Origin of the sequence: Paraburkholderia sp. SECH4 (assembly GCF_030511745.1) — a bacterium.
Classification (GTDB): Bacteria; Pseudomonadota; Gammaproteobacteria; order Burkholderiales; family Burkholderiaceae; genus Paraburkholderia; species Paraburkholderia madseniana.
In genome coordinates, this window is sequence record NZ_JALOCP010000008.1 from 173,072 (window position 1) to 191,828 (window position 18,757).

The window sequence follows — 18,757 nt, forward strand, 5'->3', positions numbered from 1 at the left end:
CGCAGGTTCCCGCTTCATTCGTTGTGAATCATTGACGTCCATACGTGTCGTCGAAACGCACGATATCGTCTTCGCCGAGATACGAGCCCGACTGCACCTCGATCATTTCGAGCGGCATCTTGCCCGGGTTCTCGAGACGGTGGGTGACGCCCAGCGGAATATAAGCCGATTCGTTTTCGGAGACGATAAAGCGCTCTTCACCCCGCGTGACGAGTGCGGTGCCGCGCACGACGATCCAGTGTTCCGCGCGGTGATGATGCATTTGCAGCGAGAGTCGCGCACCGGGTTTCACGACGATGCGTTTGACCTGGAAGCGCTCGCCGGTGTCGACGGAATCGTAGTTGCCCCACGGGCGATGCACCTTGCGATGGTTGGTCGCTTCCAGTCCGCCATCGTTGCGAATCCGTCCGACGATCTTCTTGACGTCCTGCACGCGTGATTTGTCCGCGACCAGAATCGCATCCGCCGTTTCGACCACCACGAGATCCTGCGTGCCGACGCAGGCGATCAGGCGTCCTTCCGAATGCGCGAAGGTCGAGCTTGCCCCTTCGAACATCACGTGGCCGCGCCCCACGTTCCGATCGGCGTCTTTCTCCGAAATGTCCCAGATCGCGTCCCACGAACCCACGTCCGACCAGCCCGCTTGCAGCGGCACAACCACGCCGGATGCAGCGGTCTGATCGTTGCCCAGTTGCTCCATCACCGCGTAGTCGATCGAATTCGACGGCGAGGCGCTGAACGCGTCGCGTTGCAGACGGAAGAAATCGCCGTCCGCTTTGCCGCCTGCGAAGGCCGCGTCGCAGGCTTCGTAAATCGCCGGCTGGAAGTGGCGGATCGCCTTCAGCCAGGTCGAGGCGCGCATGATGAAAATGCCGCTGTTCCACCAGTATTCCTGCGATTCGATATACCGCTGCGCCAGTTCCAGATGCGGTTTTTCGACGAAGCGATCCAGCTTGTGCGCGCCGACCTTGCCAGCCGCATCGGTGTCCGTTGCGCGAGCGTCATTAGGCGTGCCAAGCGCCGCGCCAATGCGAATGTAGCCATAACCCGTTTCCGCACGCGTCGGTACGATGCCCATCGTCACGATATGGCCGGCTGCCGCATGCTGCACGCCGGCCGCCACCGCTGCATGAAAACCGGCGCTGTCGGTCACCGCGTGATCGGCGGGCATCACGACCATGATGCCGTCCTCGTCCTGCGCGGCGATCGAAAGGGCAGCCACCGTCAGCGCCGGCGCCGTATCGCGCCCAGCGGGCTCGAGAATCAGCCGGGTCGGCTTGCCGCTCGTGCGCAATTGCTCGGCCGTGGTGAAGCGCTGTTCTTCGTTGGCCACCACGACGAGTTGCTCGGCGAGCGGATGGCCCGTTTCGAGCCCGTCGAGCCGGCGCGTGGTCGACTGCAGCAGCGAGTCGTCGCCGAGCAGGCCAATCAGCTGTTTCGGATGCTGCTCGCGCGACATCGGCCACAACCGTGTACCGGAGCCGCCCGCCAGAATCACGGGATGAACTTTGAGTTTGACGTTCAGGTGCATAGCTTGCGTGGACCGGGTGTCGGCAGGTGTGGCCGTAACCGGAGCTGTCATGATGGACTCCTCGAGGCTGGGTGAATGCGTCGAGTTTTATCACGAAGTAAAGAATCAATAAAAGCGCGTTAAATAGAAACTATATAAAACGTCGAATAAAGTTGGTCGTTTCGTGAAGAAAAAATGTCCGAATAATTTTTAAAAAAGAAAAATTACCCGAAAAAAATCACGAACCATTTTTTTATCCGGCGGAATGACGCAGAATAGGGACGAAAGGCGAGGCGTAAGCTTCGTAGGAAAACGGACAGCTTGGCTCAGATCCGCCTCCAGAACGGCGATAAACGGGTCTCTCAAACGCCAATTCGGTAACAATTGCCGCACAAAATTCGGAAAAAATGCTGAAAATTTGACCGATACATTTTGAGATATTTTGCTGTCTTGCAGTCCGAATTTTAATACCGCTTTATCTATACCTGTACAAGGGTATTCACTCATTTCGACACCTGTTTTCCGGATCGTCCGTTCAGGAATTTTTTAATCCGGAAAGCGGCAGGGCAATTAACACCGGTTCAATCAGTTTCGCGCCGCGCATCGATCTGCAGGCGCGAATACCGGCGTTGCGCTCCCGGTGGCCGGACGCAATGAGTGTGACGGGAATTCAACCAACCAACGGATGGCACTTGACTGACGAACTGAGGGGCAGCGCATGCTGAGCGTTCTATCGAGAATCATCGACATCGCCATGGTCGCGCTCGGCGCGGCTATCGCGACGGCCGTGCACAGCGGGAAATTGGCGTGGCTGGACGACGTCCAAAGCGTGTCGCTCGCGTTCGACTGCCTGCTCGTGGTGGTGTTCTTTCCTGCGCTGGGGATCTATCAGTCGTGGCGCGGCAAGCCGCTGTACGACCTGCTGTGCCGCGTTGCGGGCGGCTGGGTGATGGTGGAGATCACCGGCATCCTGATCAGCTTCAGCCTGCACCGTTCGGACAGCCTGTCGCGTCTGTGGCTCCTTTACTGGGCTATCGCCACGATCGTGCTGCTGATCGTCACCAAGGTGATCGTCTACTCGATCCTGCGCGGACTGCGCCGCGAAGGCTTCAATCAGCGCGCGGTGGCGATCGTCGGCGGCGCGCCGTATGGGCGCTTCCTGATCGAACAGATGCGCAGCCGCCCGGAAGCGGGCTTTAGCCCCGTCGTGGTGTTCGACGAGGAGGGCACGATCAACCCTTATGAAGATCCGGATGCGAGCGACGCGATCGAAGGCGTGCCGGTCGAGCGCGATTACTCGCGGATGCTTCAACTGGTGCGTCAGCGTGCGATTCGCGAACTGTGGCTCGCACTGCCGATCTCGAAGGAGAAGGCGATCCATCGCTTCGTGATGGACCTGAAGAACGACTTCGTGAACATCCGCTTCATTCCGGACGTTCGCAGCCTCACGCTCTTCAATCAGCCGATGGTGGATCTGCTCGGCGTGCCGGCGATCAACCTGGCCGCCTCGCCGATCACCGATCTGCGCGTGCTGCCCAAGCGCATCTTCGACCGGCTGTTTGCGCTGGCGGCGTTGACCGCGTTGTCGCCGGTGATGCTGGTGATCGCGGTGATGGTGAAGGTGAGCTCGCCGGGCCCGGTGTTCTTCCGCCAGAAGCGCAAGGGCATCGACGGCAACCAGTTCGAGATCTACAAGTTTCGCTCGATGAAGATGCACAAGGAAGAGGCCGGCAAGATTACCCAGGCGACCCGGCGCGATCCGCGTATCACCGCAGTCGGCGCGTTCCTGCGGCGCACCAGCCTCGACGAATTGCCGCAGTTCATCAACGTGTTGCGCGGCGAGATGTCGGTCGTGGGTCCGCGTCCGCACGCGCTCGAACACGACGACATCTACAAGGATCTGGTGAAGGGCTACATGCACCGTTACCGGATCAAACCGGGCATCACCGGGTGGGCGCAGATCAACGGCTATCGCGGCGAGACCGACCGCATCGAAAAGATGATGGGCCGCGTCAAGCTCGATCTGTACTACATGCAGCACTGGACCTTCTGGCTCGACATCAAGATCGTCGTGCTGACGCTGTGGAAGGGTTTTGTGGGCAGCAACGCATATTGAGGCGCAGCCGCGCAACGCGCGGCCGCTCTCCTGAATCAACTCCATTTTCCGAGGTGTAATACATGAACCTGACGATCATCGGTAGTGGCTACGTAGGCCTCGTGACGGGCGCATGTCTCGCCGACATCGGCCACGACGTGTTCTGTCTCGACGTCGATCAGCGCAAGATCGACGTGCTCAACAACGGCGGCGTGCCGATCCATGAACCGGGTCTGCAGGAAATCATTGCGCGCAATCGCAAGGCAGGCCGCCTGAAGTTCTCGACCGACATCGAGGCCGCGGTCGCGCACGGCGACATCCAGTTCATCGCGGTGGGCACGCCCTCCGACGAAGACGGTTCCGCGGATCTGCAATACGTGCTCGCCGCCGCGCGCAATATCGGCCGCCATATGACGGGCTTCAAGGTGATCGTCGACAAATCGACGGTGCCGGTCGGTACGGCTTCGCGCGTGCGCGACGTGATCGCCGAGGAACTGGCCGCGCGCAACGCGAGCCACATGTTCTCCGTGGTGTCGAATCCGGAGTTCCTGAAAGAAGGCGCGGCCGTGGAAGACTTCACGCGGCCGGATCGCATCGTGCTTGGTTGCGACGAAGACGTGCCCGGCGAAAAGGCGCGCGAACTGATGAAGCGCCTCTACGCGCCGTTCAACCGCAATCGCGAGCGCACGCTGTACATGGACGTGCGTTCGGCTGAGTTCACCAAGTACGCGGCTAACGCGATGCTCGCCACGCGTATCTCGTACATGAACGAGCTCGCGAATCTGGCCGACCGCGTTGGCGCGGATATCGAAGCGGTGCGCCGCGGCATCGGTTCCGATCCGCGCATCGGCTACGATTTCCTGTATGCCGGTTGCGGCTACGGCGGTTCGTGCTTCCCGAAAGACGTGCAGGCACTGATTCGCACGGCAGCCGACCACAAAGCCAATCTGCGCATTCTCGAAGCGGTGGAAGCCGTCAACGACACGCAGAAAAAGATCCTTGCGCAGAAGATCGTCGACCGTCTGGGCGAAGACCTGTCGGATCGCACCTTCGGCGTGTGGGGCCTCGCGTTCAAGCCGAACACCGACGACATGCGCGAAGCGCCGAGCCGTCCGCTGATCGCCGAACTGCTGCGCCGTGGCGCACGCGTGAAGGCCTACGACCCGGTCGCGATCGACGAATCGAAGCGCGTGTTCGCACTCGATCTGAAGGACGTGCCGCAACAGCATGCGCGCCTGTCGTTCGTGAACGAAGAGATGGAAGCGGCCGAGGGCGCCGACGCACTGGTGATCCTGACCGAATGGAAGGTCTTCAAGAGTCCGGATTTCGGTTCGCTCAAGGAGAGCCTCACCACGCCGCTGATTTTCGACGGCCGCAATCTGTACGAGCCGGACGCGCTGCTCGAACTCGGTATCGAGTATCACGCGATCGGCCGTCAGCACGCGCTGCGCAATGCGCCGGCGAAGGTTGGCGCGAACGGCCTGCCGGTCACGGTAGACGCGGCCGATACGGTCGAGGCCGGCCAGTAAGTTGGCCAATAAGCCGCCGCGCCGCCAAAGCCTCACTAAGGAGCCCGCCATGTTCGCCAACGTTCTGATCGTCTGCCACGCCAACGTGTGCCGTTCGCCCGCAGCCGAGATGCTGTTCAAGGCCCGGCAGCGCGCGCCGTCGCGGCCGTCCTCAGCGCCGATCGCGTTTCATTCGGCGGGTCTCCGCGCCACCAACGGCCACGCCATGGACCCGGTGATGCGGCGCCTGCTCGCCGAGCAGGGCGTCGCCTCCGGCATCCACTATTCGCGGCGCCTCGACCGCGAGCTCGTGCGCGCAGCCGATCTCGTGCTCGTCAGCGAGCGCGCGCAGGTGAGCGCTGTCGAAGCGCTCGATCCGGCTTCGCGCGGCAAGGTCTATCCGCTCGGCAAGTGGGAAGACGACTCCGACGTCGCCGATCCGCACGGCGGCAAGGAAGCCGACTATAGGGAGAGTCTCGTGCTCATCGAACACCTGGTCATGGGATGGCTGAAGAAAATATGCTGATGAAAAAACGCACTGCACACACATTCGCGAACGTCAATTCGAAACTCGCCGCCACGCTTTTGCTGACGTCCTTTCTGTCGGCCTGCGCTACCGCACCTGGCAATTACCTCGACACGTCCCGTCTGAAAGACGACGGCCAGCATCAGGGTCAGCAAGCTAACGAAACCTATCCGGTGCATCTGATCGACGGCCCGCTGGTTGCGGCGCAAGCACAGGCGCAAGCCACTGCCGCGCAACAGGCGCTGCCGACTTCGCACTATAGCGATCCGTCGCAGTACGTATACCGGCTCTCGCCGCAGGACATTCTCGGCATCACCGTGTGGGACCACCCGGAATTGACCACCCCGCAGGGCAGCACGCTGTCCGCGGGCGGCAACACCACGCAGTCGATCGGCGGCGCCTTGCAGCAGCCGTATACCGCCGCGCTGCCGGGCCAGGCCGATCCGTACGGCCAGACGATTGCCCCCGACGGCACGATCTTTTTCCCGTTCGTCGGCCGCATCAAGGCCGCGGGCAAGACCGTGAGTGAAGTGCGCGATCAGTTGAGCACCGGCCTCGTGCGCTACATCCGCAATCCGCAGGTCGACGTGCGCGTGCTGTCGTACCGCGGGCAGAAAGTGCAGGTGACCGGCGACGTGAAGACGCCTGGCCCGCTCGCCATCAGCGACGTGCCGCTCACGCTGGTCGACGCGATCACGCGCTCGGGCGGCACGAACACCGACGCCGACATCCAGCGTGTGCGCCTCACGCGCAACAACAAGCTGTACGTGCTCGACGCCAACCGCATGCTCGACCAGGGCGACACCACGCAGAACGTCATGCTGCAAAACGGCGACGTGATCAACGTGCCGGATCACAACGACAGCCGCATCTTCGTGATGGGCGAAGTGAAGACGCCGATCCAGCTGCCCATGGTGAAGGGCCGCCTGACGATCGCCGACGCGCTCACCCAGTCGGGCGGCATTCTCGACACGGACGCCAATCCGCGCCAGATCTTCGTGATGCGCGGCATGCGCGAGCATCCGACCACGCCGGACGTGTACCGCCTCGACATGACGCAGCCCGACGCGATCATGTTGTCGTCCCAGTTCCAGTTGCAGCCGATGGATGTCGTGTATGTGGGCACCGCCGCTTCGACCACGTTCAACCGTGTGTTGCAGCAAGTCCTGCCGAGCGTACAGACGTTGTTCTACCTGAAGCAGTTGACGAGATAACTGTCTGAGCCGTCGACAGGCCCGCGCCGCTCTCAAAGGGCGCGGGACCGAAGCAAACGCCGAGGCAAACGCGCAAGCACATGCCAGAGCACACGCTGAAGCCCACGCCGAAGCAACCGAAACGGGATCGAATTGTGAGCAACCAAATCTCTCCACACATGGCCGGTCCGATCAAGACCGAAGAAGAGGACGTCGTCCTCGGGCAACTGGTGCAGGTGATCCTCGACGACATCTGGTGGCTGATCGCGATCGCCGGCGTGATCGTCGCGCTGGCCGCGGCGTACTGTTTCCTCGCCAAGCCGATCTATTCGGCCGATGCGCACGTGCGGGTCGAGCAGTCCGACAACACCTCGCAGGCGCTCACGCAGACGCAAACGGGCGCGGCCATCACGACCGGCTCGACTTCGCTGCCGACCGACGCCGAAATCGAAATCATCAAGAGCCGCGGCGTAGTCGGCCCGGTGGTCCAGCAACTGAAGCTGAACTTCAGCGTCGTGCCGAAGACGATTCCGCTGCTTGGCAGCATTGCCGCGCACATGGCGACGCCGGGCCAGCCGGCGCCGCCGTGGCTGGGTCTGGCTTCATACGCCTGGGGCGGTGAAGAGGCCGACATCGATTCGCTCGACGTGGTGTCGGCGCTCGAAGGCGAGAAGCTGACGATGAAGGTGTTCGACGAACAGCACTACGAACTCTACGCAAAGAACGGCACGCTGCTGCTGCGCGGCCAGGTTGGCCGGCAGGAGCAGGGCGGCGGCGTGACGATCCTTGTCAACAAGCTGGTGGCCCGGCCGGGCGAAGAGTTCACCGTGACGCGTTTTAACGACCTCGACGCGATCAGCGCGTTCCAGTCGGCGATCACCGTGCAGGAGCAGGGCAAGCAGACCGGCGTGATCCAGATCTCGCTGGATGACAAGAGCCCTGAGCACGCCGCGCTGGTGGCCAATGCGCTCGCGCAGTCGTATGTCCGTCAGCACGTGTCGAACAAGCAGGTCGACGCCAGCAAGATGCTCGACTTCCTGAAGAGCGAAGAGCCGCGCCTGAAGTCCGATCTCGAACGCGCCGAAGCCGCGTTGACCGCTTACCAGCGTCAATCCGGTTCGATCAATGCGAGCGACGAAGCGAAGGTCTACCTCGAAGGCAGCGTGCAGTACGAGCAGCAGATTGCCGGTTTGCGTCTGCAGATGGCGCAGTTGACCGAGCGTTACGGCGACGACCATCCGATGCTCGTTGCCGCGCGTCGGCAGATGGCCGAACTGGAGGCGCAACGCGCCAAATACGCTGACCGCTTCCGCGATCTGCCGGCAACCGAAGTGAAGGCCGTGCAGTTGCAACGTGACGCCAAGGTGGCGGAAGACATCTACGTGCTGCTGCTCAACCGCGTGCAGGAGTTGTCGGTGCAGAAAGCCGGTACCGGCGGCAACGTGCATATCGTCGACCAGGCGATGCGCCCGGGCGCGCCGGTCAAGCCAAAGAAGGTGCTGATTCTCTCGGCGGCCGTGATTCTGGGCCTGATCTGCGGCACCGGTTTCGTGTTCCTGCGCCGCAATATGTTCAAGGGCATCGACGACCCCGACCATATCGAGCGCGCGTTCCATCTGCCGGTGTACGGCCTCGTGCCCTTGAGCGCCGAACAGGCTGTGCTCGAAAGCGGCTTCCAGCGCGGCGGCGAACGCCTTCGTTCGGTGTTGGCGAACGCGCGGCCCAAGGACGTCACGATCGAAAGCCTGCGCAGCCTGCGCACGTCCATGCAGTTCACGATGATGGACGCGAAGAACCGCATCGTCATGCTGACAGGTCCCATGTCCGGTGTCGGCAAGAGCTTCCTGACGGTCAATCTGGCGGTGCTGCTCGCGAACTCGGGCAAACGCGTCTTGATGATCGACGGCGATATGCGTCGTGGCGTGCTCGAACGTTATGTGGGCGGTGCGCAGGAAAACGGCCTGTCGGAATTGCTGAGCGGGCAGATCTCGCTCGAAGAAGCGATCCGTTCCTCGAACGTCGAAGGCTTGAGCTTCATCTCGTGCGGCCGCCGTCCGCCGAATCCGTCGGAACTGCTGATGTCGCCGCGTCTTCCGCAATACCTGGACGGCCTCGCCAAGCGCTACGACGTGATCCTGATCGACACGCCGCCGGTGCTGGCCGTGACCGATGCGTCCATCATCGGCGCGTATGCCGGTTCGACTTTCTTCGTGATTCGCTCGGGTGTGCACAACGAAGGCGAGATCGCGGAGGCATTGAAGCGCCTGCGCGCAGCCGGCGTGCACGTGCAGGGCGGCATCTTCAACGGAATGCCGGCGCGTTCGCGAGGCGGTTATGCCCGTGGCTATGCAGCGGTCGAGGAATACCTGAGCACCTGAGCCACGAGGCTGAGCCCAGTGTGCTGATGCCAGCGCAAACACGATAGAAAAGGACATCACGATGAAAGTGACGGTACTGGTTCCGACTTACCGCCGCCCGGCCGACCTGGCGCGCTGCCTCGCGGCGCTGCAACGGCAGTCGCGCGCGCCGGACGAAGTGGTGGTGGTCGCACGCGCCGACGACGAAGCGACCCATGCTTGCCTGCGTGATCCCGCCGTGCGGGGCACGTTGCCGCTATCCGTCGCGCTGGTGGAGGTGCCCGGCCAGGTCGCGGCCCTGAATCGCGGACTGGATGCGGCCAAGGGCGACGTGATCGCGATTACCGACGACGACGCCGCGCCGCACGTCGACTGGGTCCAACGTATTGCTGCCGCGTTCGAAAGCGATGCGCGCCTGGGTGCGCTGGGTGGCCGCGACTGGGTGCATGAAAAAGGCCGCGTGCTCGACGGCGAGCGGCCGCTGGTCGGCAAGGTCACGGCGCACGGCAAGATCATCGGCAATCACCACCTGGGTGTGGGTGGTGCGCGCGAAGTCGACATCCTGAAGGGCGCCAACATGAGCTATCGGCGCGACGCGATTCGCACGATCCGTTTCGATCAGCGCCTGCGTGGCGCGGGCGCTCAGGTTCACAACGACATGGCCTTCAGCCTCGCCGTGAAGAATGCCGGCTGGAAGCTGATGTACGACCCGCGCGTGGCCGTCGACCATTTCCCGGCCGAACGTTTCGACGACGACCGGCGCGACGCGCAAACCATGGCGGCGCTGCGTAATGCCGCCTTCAACTTCCACCTGATCCTGCGCGATCAGTTGCCGCCGCTGCGCCGCGAAACCGCGTGGTGGTGGTGGACGCTGGTGGGCACGCGCGTCTATCCCGGCCTCACGCACGCCGCGCTTGCTCTGGTTTCGAAACAGGCGAGCCTGAGGCTGTCGCGCTGGCGTGCGGTGCGCACCGGCGCACATGAGGCGCGCCGCGCGTTGTCCCGGACCGCGTGAAACCCGCGAGCGCTCACGTGTCCCAAACGTCCTGCACGTTCGTGCATCGGCACTGGCGCCTGCTCGCGCAGGCCGATGCCCCTTTCCACCGGCAGAGCGGAGTGTCTGCATGAGTACGAAAGTTCACGTTCATCTGTTTTACGGCGCCGACCCGCGCTTTTACCGGCCTGGCGATAACATCGGCTGCCTGTACGGTTATCACCATGCCGAATCCGATGCGTTCAGGCTGACCTATTCGCAAGACGCGCGTGAAAACAAACCCGTGCGTTTGCTGCGCCGCGCGCTGAAGGCGGCGCTCGGGTTCGACTTCATCCATACGTGGCGCAACCGCGACGAGATGCTGCGCTCGGACGTCATCTGGACGCATACCGAGCAGGAATGGCTGTCCGCCGCCCTGATGCTGCTGCTGAGCGGCCGCAAGGCGGGCGCTGATGCCAGCCCCTTGCTGTTGGCGCAAAGCGTGTGGCTGCTCGATAAATGGCCTTCGTATGGGATTCTGCGGAGCTGGGTGTATCGCAAGCTGATGGCGCGCGCTGACCAGTTGACCACCCTCGCCACTGAAAACGCCGAACTGTGCCAGCGCTATTTCAATCGCGACGCGAAGCCGCTCTTATACGGCCTGAACACGCAGGACTTTCCCGTAAAGACGCCGACCGAATGGACGCCGCACACGCCGATCCGCATCGCGGCGATCGGCAACGATCGCGACCGCGATTGGGAAACGCTCATCAAGGCCTTCGGCAACGATGCGCGCTACGCGGTGAAGCTCGCGACACGCCGACGGATTCCCGCCTCGCTGCGCGCGCCGAACGTCGAGATCGCGCTGTTCTCCGGTATCAAGAAGCAGCACGAACTCTACGACTGGGCCGACGTGATCGTCGTGCCGTTGCGGCCGAATTCGCATGCCTCGGGCATTACGGTGATGCTGGAAGCGGCGGCGGTCGGCAAGCCGATGGTGGTCACCAACGTCGGCGCGTTGCAGGATTATTTTTCGGCGGACGAGGCGGCTTACATTCCGCCGTTCAACCCGCAGGCGTTGCGTGAGGCGGTGGACCAGCTCGCCGCCTCTCCCGCGGATGCATTGCGCCAGGCGCAGGCGGCCGCCGCCGGTTTGCTGTCGCGCGATCTGACCACGCAGAACTATGCGATGCAGCACGTGAGAATTACGCAGGAGATGCTGCGGGCGCGCGCAGCGTCGCGCGGACGTGTTGTGGCCGGTGCGGCCGACGCCGATGCCGTGGCAAAGGCGCCGCGTACCCCGGCGACCGCGGCCGCGGTGAACCAGCCGGCGCGAGTTCGCGCGGGCAGCCAGGGGCAAGGCCAACGCCCTGGCCCGCGCGAATCACGCGGAGGCCTCTAAACGATGTCGACGATTGCGCGAGGCGGCGATAACGCGGAGCGGGCACTGTCCGGCGCTCGCAAGGAGTGGCTGCCGGAAGCCTTACTGTGGCTGATCACAGTGATGTTGATCATCGCGCATCAGGGCACGGTGCTCACGCTTGGATTCCCGGTGCTCGCGATCCTGACGGGCCTGTGGCTCTACTTCAAGAGCCCGGCGCGCTACATCGGCTTCATGTGGTGGCTGTGGTTCCTGAGCCCGGAGGTGCGGCGTCTCGCCGACTGGTCCAAAGGCTCGTTCACGCCCACCAGCCTGATCCAGGTCGCGCCGCTCGCGGTGACGATGATCAGTGCCTTGTCCTTGCTCCGCTACTACAAGCTGCTTTCGCAGCGGCGCGGCCTGCCGGTGCTGCTGGTTCTGATGGGGCTCGCCTACGCGTTCATGATCGGCGTGATGTCGAGCGGGCCGCTCGCCGCGACCTATGACCTCGCGAACTGGCTCTATCCGATTCTGATCGGCTTTCACATCATGGCGCACACGCGCCAGTACCCGAAGTATCGCGACACGATCGTCAGTACCTTTATCTGGGGCATGCTGGTGATGGGCGGTTACGGCCTGATCCAGTTCTTCATCATGCCGCCGTGGGACGCACTGTGGATGCTCGGCTCGCAAATGAATTCGCAGGGCGATCCGGTGCCGATGGGCGTGCGCGTGTTCAGCACGATGAACTCGTCGGGACCGTTCGCGTTCGCGATGATGGGTGCGATGGTCTACGTGATGGCGGCGACGCACCGCGTGCGCTGGGTTGCTGCGGCGCTGGGCTTCTTTGCTTTCGCGCTGAGCCTCGTGCGCTCGACGTGGGGCGGCTGGGTGATCGCGCTCCTGATCCAGTTGGTCAAGGCGAACAACAAGGTGCGCGTGCGGATCGTTGCGAGTGCGGTGCTGCTTGCCGGTCTTTGCGTGCCGCTGCTCACGGTCGGCCCGGTGGCCGAGCGGATGCAGGCGCGCCTGAACACGCTCGTCAACCTGAGCGACGACCAGAGCTACGCCGCGCGTAACGAGTTCTACGCGACCTTCGCGAAGACGGCCTTTACCGACGTATCCGGTGAAGGCATGGGCGCGACCGGCACCTCGACCAAACTTTCGAACGACGGCGGTCAGCTCGGCCAGTACGGCAACTTCGACAGCGGCGTGATGAACATTCCGTTCGTGCTCGGCTGGCCCGGCACCTTGCTCTACATGTCCGGCATCGTGTGGCTGGTGGTGCGCGCGGCGCTCGCGTCGTTCAAGCTGCGCAACGACAAATTCGTTTCCGCCTGCCTGAGTCTCAGTCTTGCGACCTTCGCGATGCTGGTGTTCACCAATTCGCTGGTCGGCACCGGCGGGCTGCTGCTTTTCATGAGTGTTTTTTCGATCCTATCCGCGGTGCACTACGAAAAGATGAACCGCAGACGCACGCTACTTTTCCACGGAGGCACTGATTGAGAGTCGCCATTGTTACGCACGTCGTGCGCCATAACGACGGCCAGGGGCGCGTCAACCACGAGATTGCGCGCGCCGCCCTCGAGGAAAACATCGCTGTGACGCTGGTTGCGTCGCACGTTGCGCCGGATTTGCTCGCGCATCCGAACGTCCGCTGGGTGCCGATGAAGATCGGCCGCTGGTGGCCCACCAATCTGCTGCGCCAGCAGGTGTTCGCATTCAAAAGCGCAATGTGGCTGCGCGCGCATCGCCGCGAATTCGATGTGCTGCACGTGAATGGCTTCATCACCTGGGTGCCCGCCGACGTCAACACCTCGCACTTCGTACATAGCGGCTGGTTCGGCAGCAAGTACTACCCGTTCGGGCTCACGAAGGGCGTGTGGTCCGCGTATCAGTCGGTCTATACGCGCTGCAACGCGTTGCTCGAACGCTGGGCTTACCGGCGCTCGAAGGTGATTACGGCGGTGTCGCAAAAGGTCGCCGATGAAATTCGCGCGATCGGACTGACGCCTCATAACCGGGTCGACGTGATCTACAACGGCGTCGATACGCAAGGCTTCGCGGCTGCCACGGGCGACCGCGCGAAGTTCGGCTTGCCGGCGGACGCGTTCCTGCTGCTGTTCGTCGGCGACTTGCGCACGCCGCGCAAGAACCTCGGCACGGTGTTGCAAGCGCTCAAGCATCTGCCCGAACACGTGCAGATCGCGGTGGCCGGTTTTCTGCCTGGCAGCCCGTATCCGGAGGAAGCGAAGGCGCTCGGCATTGCGCATCGCGTGCATTTTCTCGGGCTGGTCAAGGAAATGCCGGTGCTGATGCATTCGGTCGACGCGTTCGTGTTCCCGTCACGCTATGAAGCGATGAGCCTGTCGCTGCTCGAAGCGATGGCCGCGAGTCTGCCGGTGGTCACGGCGCGCACGGCAGGCGGTGCGGAAATCATCACGCCGGAATGCGGCATCGTGCTCGACGATCCGGACGATCCCAAGGCATTGGCGGGCGCTATCGCACGTCTTGCTGAAAACGACGACGCACGCCGCGCGATGGGCGTCGCCGCCAACGAACTTGCGACCGGCTTCGGCTGGGCGCGGATGGCCGCGCAATACATCGCGCTGTACCGGCAACTGGCGGGGCAGCAGAAGGACCGCCGACGCAGCGAAGCGGAAGCCACGGTGGTCGCCAAGACCGACGCGCTGACGCTGAACACGCTGGCCGGGCAGACAATCCACCACAACGCTCAGAACGCTCAGGGACAACAACTATGACCACAAGATCAATCAAATCGCTGCAGATCGGGATGCACTGGTTTCCGGAACGCGCGGGCGGCCTCGACCGCATGTACTACTCGCTAGTCGGCGCATTGCCGGGCGCGGGCGTCGCGGTGCGCGGCGTGGTGGCCGGCTCACCCAAAGTGGCTGCGGACACCGGTGGCGCGATCAACGGTTTCGGTTCCGCCGCGCAATCGCTGCCGCTGCGGTTGATGGCAGCACGCCGCGCGCTGCGCCAGGAGATCAGCACCTCGCGTCCCGACGTGATTTCGTCGCACTTCGCGCTGTACACGTTTCCGGGTCTCGACGTGACGCGCGGCATTCCGCAGGTCTCGCATTTTCAGGGACCGTGGGCCGACGAGAGTCACGTCGAAGGCGCCGATTCGCTCGGCCAGCGCGCGAAGCGTTATCTGGAGCAATCGGTGTATGCGCGCTCATCCCGGCTGATCGTCTTGTCGGAAGCCTTTGGCAAGATTTTGACTTCGCGCTATCGCATCGCGCCGGACCGCGTGCGCGTCGTGCCGGGTTGCGTGGACGTCGAGCAGTTCAATCTGCCGATCACGCCGGCCGAGGCGCGTCTGAAACTGCAACTGCCGCAGGACCGGCCGATCGTGCTGGCCGTGCGGCGTCTGGTGCGCCGCATGGGCCTCGAAGATCTGATCGACGCGGTGAAGCTGCTCAAGCGCACTGAGCCCGACGTGCTGTTGCTGATCGCGGGCAAGGGGCGGCTCGAAGGCGAATTGCAGGCGCGTATCACCGAGGCAGGCCTCGAGGACAATGTGAAACTGCTGGGCTTCGTGCCCGATCAGCATCTGGCCGCGCTGTACCGTGCGGCGAATATCAGCGTGGTGCCGACAGTAGCATTGGAAGGCTTTGGGCTGATTACCGTTGAATCGCTGGCTTCGGGCACGCCGGTGCTGGTGACGCCGGTGGGCGGTTTGCCGGAGGCGGTGGCGGGTTTGTCGCCGAATCTGGTGTTGCCGGAGACCGGCGCGAAGGCGATTGCGGAAGGCCTGGCAGGCGCGTTGAACGGCTCACTGAAGTTGCCGGATGCCGATGCATGCCGCCGTTATGCGCGCGAGAACTTCGATAATTCGGTGATCGCGAAGCGTGTGGCGTCGGTGTATAGCGAGGCGATCGCGGCGGGTGGGGTGCACTGAAGGCCTTTGTGACGGAATAGAAAAAAGGCCTGAATCATTGCGATCAGGCCTTTTTTCATGGAGTGACGGCTGCCCGCGCAGCCGACACTCAGGACAGAATCAGAACGTCTCGTGATGCTCGTTCCGGCCAAGGTCCGCATGAACCATCATGTGGCACAACTGTTCAAGCGTAGTTTCCGGCTTCCAGCCGAGCTTCTCGTGCGCCTTGTCCGCGCAACCGATCAGCAGATCCACTTCCGCCGGGCGATAGAACTTCGGATTCACGCGCACCAGCGTCTTGCCGGTTGCCACGTCGATGCCGGTCTCGCGCTCTTCCTTGCCCGACCATTCGATCTGATACCCCGCGGCGGCGAACGCCATGCGTACGAAGTCGCGAACCGTCTCGGTGCGGCCGGTGGCGAGCACGAAGGTGTCTGGTTCATCGGCTTGCAGCATGCGCCACATGCCTTCCACGTATTCGAGCGCGAAGCCCCAGTCGCGCTTGGCGCTCAGGTTGCCGAGCTCCAGCGCATCCTGTTTGCCGAGCTTGATCTTCGCGACGGTGTCCGTGATCTTGCGGGTGACGAATTCACGGCCACGTAGCGGCGATTCGTGATTGAACAGAATCCCGCTGCTCGCAAACAGGTTGTACGACTCGCGATAGTTGATGGTCGACCAGTGCGCGAACAGCTTGGCCACACCATACGGGCTGCGCGGATAGAAAGGCGTGTCCTCGCGTTGCGGCACGGCCTGCACGAGACCGAACATTTCCGAAGTCGACGCCTGATAAAAACGGGTCTTCGGATTCAGAATGCGGATGCCTTCGAGCAGATTCAACGCGCCGATGCCGGTCACTTCGGCGGTCGTCACGGGCTGGTCGAACGAGACACCCACGAAGCTCTGCGCGGCGAGGTTGTACAGCTCGTCGGCCTGCGCGCCTTCGAGCAGGCGCAGCGTCGAGCCCAGATCGGTCAGGTCGTGTTCGACCAGACGCAGATTCGGATGATCGAGCACGCCGAGCTCACGGATGCGCCAGAAATTGACCGAACTCGTGCGCCGGTACGTGCCGGTCACGTGGTAGCCCTTGTCGAGCAGCAGTTTGGTCAGATAGGCGCCGTCCTGTCCGGATACGCCGGTGATGATCGCTTTGCGTGGTTGGCTCATAGCTTGCCTTCGATATTGGTAAAAGAGAAAGAGAAGTGCACTTGAAAAAGGAGCTTCAAAGCGTGCCGTCCAGCAGTCGCCGCACCAGCGGATCGACGACCTGAAAATCCTGTTCCGCCTTGAGCCGGTACAAACCCGGCTTGGGATGCGCGCCGTCGGACATCAGCGTCTTCCAGTCCGGCAGATTGCTGACGTACGCGAACTGATCGACGAGCGGCACCTGCTGTTCGGCGGCCACCCGTCGCGTCATCGCGACCATCTCGGCGAGCCGCGCGTTCAGGCGGTTGTCGGGCATCGGGTTCGAGGTCTGTAGAACCGGCTCTTTGCCGAGCGCGCGGGCCGTTTTCACGAGCGTTGTTTCGGCCGCGTAAAACTGCTCGGGCGTCTGGTTCCGCATCACTTCGTTAATGCCGTAGTTGATCAACACGATCTGCGCGGGCGAAGCGGCGAGCCGTTCCTGCCACGGCAGGCCGGCGGTCGGGCCGGCGCGGCGGTTGCCGGTGCCGTCGCGCAGTTGGCTGGCCATCGTGCCGCCCACGCCGTAGTTCGTGACGCGCACCCGTTGACCGTACCTGGCCTGCAATTCGTCCTGCAGATACGACACGGCGTTTTGCGCCTGCGGTCCGCAGTGGCCTTCGCTGCACGTAATGCCGAGCGTGGTCGAATCGCCGTAGGCGTCGACCAGCACCTGCGATGCCGGTCCGCTGGCGTGCGCATCCAGTGTCAGCGAAACCAGCACTGACGCAGCGGCCGACACGCCCGCAGCGAACCACGCGCGGCGCCTCATGCGCGGCTTTGCGGCGCTTGCGATGCGCCCCCCGACACGCTGCCGGCGGGCGCATGGGCTTTGCCTGCCGAGCCGAAGATCAAGCGTTTTTCGAACGCGAACCACGTGATGCTGGCGTAGGCGAGGGTGATCGCGAGTGCGAGCGCCGCGGTCAGATAGCGGTTCAGATGCAGCGGCCACAGCGTGTACAGCACGCTCAGGTGAATCAGATAGATCGTGTAGCTGATCGTGCCGATATAGACCAGCACGGGGTTGCACAGCAGTCGCTTGACGATGCCCTTGCTTTGCAGGGCGATGACCACGACCGAAGTACAAAGCACCAACGAAACGCTGTAGAGCGCGGCGTTCGACAGCGGCGTATTGGCCGCCCGGAACCGCGGATAGTGCAGATGCAGCCACGCCAGCACCGCGAGCGCGGCAAAAAAGCCGAGCACGGCGAGACCCTTGAACGGTTCGAGTGCATTGCGATCGCGCCGTACGGCGACGGCGAGCAACGCGCCGGCCGCCAACAGGTCCATGCGGAACGGCGTCAGGTAATAGATCGGCCAGAACGAATCGAACCAGGGCGTGGCGACCGCGCGCAGCACCGGCACCAGCACGATCAACGCGGCCGCCGCGTAGCCGAGCACGCGCTCGGGCAGCAGCAGGATCACGAACGGCCAGAAGATATAGAACTGCTCTTCGACCGCCAGTGACCACAGCACATTCAGGCTGTCGTGACCGCTTTGATTGAGCGCGTCGCCGATATTGGTCGCGAAGAACGCATACCACCGCCAGTGCTGCGCCCAGCCGAAGCCGAACAGAATCGACGACACCGCCATCAGCAGCAGATAAGGCGGCAGGATGCGCCGCGCCCGGCGTGCATAGAAATAGCCGAAATACGACTGCTGACGCGCCTTGCGTTCGAGCAGGATGCCGGTAATCAGGAAACCGCTCAAAACAAAAAACAGATCGACGCCCATCCACAGCGGCGCTTTCAAGGCGTGCTGGGCGAATACCGCGAGCACAGCGATGGCGCGCAAACCGTCGAGCTGCACGATGCGGCGAGAGTGAGAAGGCGCTAAGGGCAGTGCGCTAGCAGTCATGAACCGTCCATGGTGTGAAGCGGATGGGCCGGGCGAAGGATCGCGCAAGTCTTCTCAAGTCAGGAACAGGGCTTGAGGGCAAGGGCGCGCTCGCTTCGCGTCGCAACGGAAGTGCATTCGATTCTAGGGAAAATAAATTGATGAAAAAACGGGAATGAAATAGATAAATGAATCAGATTGCAACAGGGTGTTTCGTTATCCATTCGCAATAGATTTTTATGCTTGTGCCTTGTGGCTGTCGCAATCCGTAAGAAGTGCAGCCGGAATCAGGCTACATCGGTAAGGATGGGGCGCA

At 62.9% G+C, this 18,757-nt stretch carries 15 protein-coding genes; 10 read left to right on the top strand and 5 right to left on the bottom strand.

Features of this window, described 5'->3' with window-relative positions; translation table 11 throughout:
- Positions 1–28 precede the first annotated feature (28 nt).
- Both M0D67_RS14180 and M0D67_RS14185 read right to left on the bottom strand, forming a co-directional pair.
- A complete protein-coding gene (locus tag M0D67_RS14180) occupies positions 29–1,582 on the bottom strand; it encodes a mannose-1-phosphate guanylyltransferase/mannose-6-phosphate isomerase (RefSeq protein ID WP_154559270.1) in 1,554 nt (517 codons plus the stop codon).
- A gap of 138 nt (positions 1,583–1,720) precedes the next feature.
- Positions 1,721–2,017, bottom strand: a complete 297-nt coding sequence (locus M0D67_RS14185) for a hypothetical protein (RefSeq protein WP_154559271.1) — start codon at positions 2,015–2,017, stop codon at positions 1,721–1,723.
- Between the two features lie 211 nt (positions 2,018–2,228).
- On the opposite strand from M0D67_RS14185, the gene M0D67_RS14190 reads away from it, so the two are divergent.
- The 10 genes from M0D67_RS14190 to M0D67_RS14235 all read left to right on the top strand — a co-directional run bounded on the left by M0D67_RS14190 (position 2,229) and on the right by M0D67_RS14235 (position 15,447).
- The gene (locus M0D67_RS14190) at positions 2,229–3,626 is read left to right on the top strand and encodes an undecaprenyl-phosphate glucose phosphotransferase (RefSeq protein ID WP_154559272.1); all 1,398 of its coding nucleotides are present in this window, start codon (positions 2,229–2,231) and stop codon (positions 3,624–3,626) included.
- Between the two features lie 62 nt (positions 3,627–3,688).
- Positions 3,689–5,134, top strand: a complete 1,446-nt coding sequence (locus tag M0D67_RS14195; RefSeq protein ID WP_154559273.1) for a UDP-glucose/GDP-mannose dehydrogenase family protein — start codon at positions 3,689–3,691, stop codon at positions 5,132–5,134.
- Positions 5,135–5,183: 49 nt separating this feature from the next.
- Positions 5,184–5,639: a low molecular weight phosphotyrosine protein phosphatase gene (locus tag M0D67_RS14200; protein WP_154559274.1), complete on the top strand. Its 456-nt coding sequence runs from the start codon at positions 5,184–5,186 to the stop codon at positions 5,637–5,639.
- Entirely contained in the window at positions 5,633–6,853 is a 1,221-nt protein-coding gene (locus tag M0D67_RS14205; RefSeq protein ID WP_171925698.1) for a polysaccharide biosynthesis/export family protein, read from the top strand. The genes M0D67_RS14200 and M0D67_RS14205 overlap by 7 nt, the downstream gene beginning before the upstream one ends.
- 158 nt (positions 6,854–7,011) lie before the next feature.
- A complete protein-coding gene (locus M0D67_RS14210) occupies positions 7,012–9,210 on the top strand; it encodes a polysaccharide biosynthesis tyrosine autokinase (protein WP_171925738.1) in 2,199 nt (732 codons plus the stop codon).
- A gap of 61 nt (positions 9,211–9,271) precedes the next feature.
- Positions 9,272–10,204, top strand: coding sequence for a glycosyltransferase family 2 protein (locus M0D67_RS14215; protein ID WP_266238951.1), 933 nt, complete (start codon positions 9,272–9,274; stop codon positions 10,202–10,204).
- A gap of 109 nt (positions 10,205–10,313) precedes the next feature.
- Positions 10,314–11,564, top strand: a complete 1,251-nt coding sequence (locus M0D67_RS14220; protein WP_266238952.1) for a glycosyltransferase — start codon at positions 10,314–10,316, stop codon at positions 11,562–11,564.
- Positions 11,565–11,567: 3 nt separating this feature from the next.
- Complete coding sequence (locus M0D67_RS14225; protein WP_154559277.1) at positions 11,568–13,028, top strand: glucose-6-phosphate isomerase; 1,461 nt, start codon at positions 11,568–11,570, stop codon at positions 13,026–13,028.
- Complete coding sequence (locus M0D67_RS14230) at positions 13,025–14,284, top strand: glycosyltransferase family 4 protein (RefSeq protein ID WP_171925697.1); 1,260 nt, start codon at positions 13,025–13,027, stop codon at positions 14,282–14,284. The genes M0D67_RS14225 and M0D67_RS14230 overlap by 4 nt, the downstream gene beginning before the upstream one ends.
- Entirely contained in the window at positions 14,281–15,447 is a 1,167-nt protein-coding gene (locus M0D67_RS14235) for a glycosyltransferase family 4 protein (RefSeq protein ID WP_154559279.1), read from the top strand. Before M0D67_RS14230 ends, M0D67_RS14235 begins: the two co-directional genes overlap by 4 nt.
- Positions 15,448–15,546: 99 nt before the next feature.
- On the opposite strand, the gene gmd is transcribed toward M0D67_RS14235, so the two are convergent.
- The 3 genes from gmd to M0D67_RS14250 are packed head-to-tail and all read right to left on the bottom strand — an operon-like array spanning position 15,547 to position 18,462.
- Positions 15,547–16,590, bottom strand: coding sequence for a GDP-mannose 4,6-dehydratase (gene gmd / locus M0D67_RS14240; RefSeq protein WP_154559280.1), 1,044 nt, complete (start codon positions 16,588–16,590; stop codon positions 15,547–15,549).
- A gap of 55 nt (positions 16,591–16,645) precedes the next feature.
- Positions 16,646–17,377, bottom strand: a complete 732-nt coding sequence (locus tag M0D67_RS14245) for an SGNH/GDSL hydrolase family protein (RefSeq protein WP_171925696.1) — start codon at positions 17,375–17,377, stop codon at positions 16,646–16,648.
- Complete coding sequence (locus tag M0D67_RS14250; RefSeq protein WP_266238953.1) at positions 17,374–18,462, bottom strand: acyltransferase; 1,089 nt, start codon at positions 18,460–18,462, stop codon at positions 17,374–17,376. Before M0D67_RS14250 ends, M0D67_RS14245 begins: the two co-directional genes overlap by 4 nt.
- Between the last annotated feature and the right edge of the window lie 295 nt (positions 18,463–18,757).

Excerpts from the sequence above, each read along its gene's own strand:
- M0D67_RS14210 (WP_171925738.1), top strand. The coding sequence starts at position 7,012 with ATGGCCGGTCCGATCAAGACCGAAGAAGAGGACGTCGTCCTCGGGCAA.
- M0D67_RS14220 (WP_266238952.1), top strand. The coding sequence starts at position 10,314 with ATGAGTACGAAAGTTCACGTTCATCTGTTTTACGGCGCCGACCCGCGC.
- M0D67_RS14205 (WP_171925698.1), top strand. The coding sequence starts at position 5,633 with ATGCTGATGAAAAAACGCACTGCACACACATTCGCGAACGTCAATTCG.
- gmd (WP_154559280.1), bottom strand. The coding sequence starts at position 16,590 with ATGAGCCAACCACGCAAAGCGATCATCACCGGCGTATCCGGACAGGAC.
- M0D67_RS14195 (WP_154559273.1), top strand. The coding sequence starts at position 3,689 with ATGAACCTGACGATCATCGGTAGTGGCTACGTAGGCCTCGTGACGGGC.
- M0D67_RS14250 (WP_266238953.1), bottom strand. The coding sequence starts at position 18,462 with ATGACTGCTAGCGCACTGCCCTTAGCGCCTTCTCACTCTCGCCGCATC.
- M0D67_RS14235 (WP_154559279.1), top strand. The coding sequence starts at position 14,281 with ATGACCACAAGATCAATCAAATCGCTGCAGATCGGGATGCACTGGTTT.
- M0D67_RS14185 (WP_154559271.1), bottom strand. The coding sequence starts at position 2,017 with ATGAGTGAATACCCTTGTACAGGTATAGATAAAGCGGTATTAAAATTC.
- M0D67_RS14180 (WP_154559270.1), bottom strand. The coding sequence starts at position 1,582 with ATGACAGCTCCGGTTACGGCCACACCTGCCGACACCCGGTCCACGCAA.
- M0D67_RS14200 (WP_154559274.1), top strand. The coding sequence starts at position 5,184 with ATGTTCGCCAACGTTCTGATCGTCTGCCACGCCAACGTGTGCCGTTCG.
- M0D67_RS14225 (WP_154559277.1), top strand. The coding sequence starts at position 11,568 with ATGTCGACGATTGCGCGAGGCGGCGATAACGCGGAGCGGGCACTGTCC.
- M0D67_RS14190 (WP_154559272.1), top strand. The coding sequence starts at position 2,229 with ATGCTGAGCGTTCTATCGAGAATCATCGACATCGCCATGGTCGCGCTC.
- M0D67_RS14215 (WP_266238951.1), top strand. The coding sequence starts at position 9,272 with ATGAAAGTGACGGTACTGGTTCCGACTTACCGCCGCCCGGCCGACCTG.
- M0D67_RS14245 (WP_171925696.1), bottom strand. The coding sequence starts at position 17,377 with ATGAGGCGCCGCGCGTGGTTCGCTGCGGGCGTGTCGGCCGCTGCGTCA.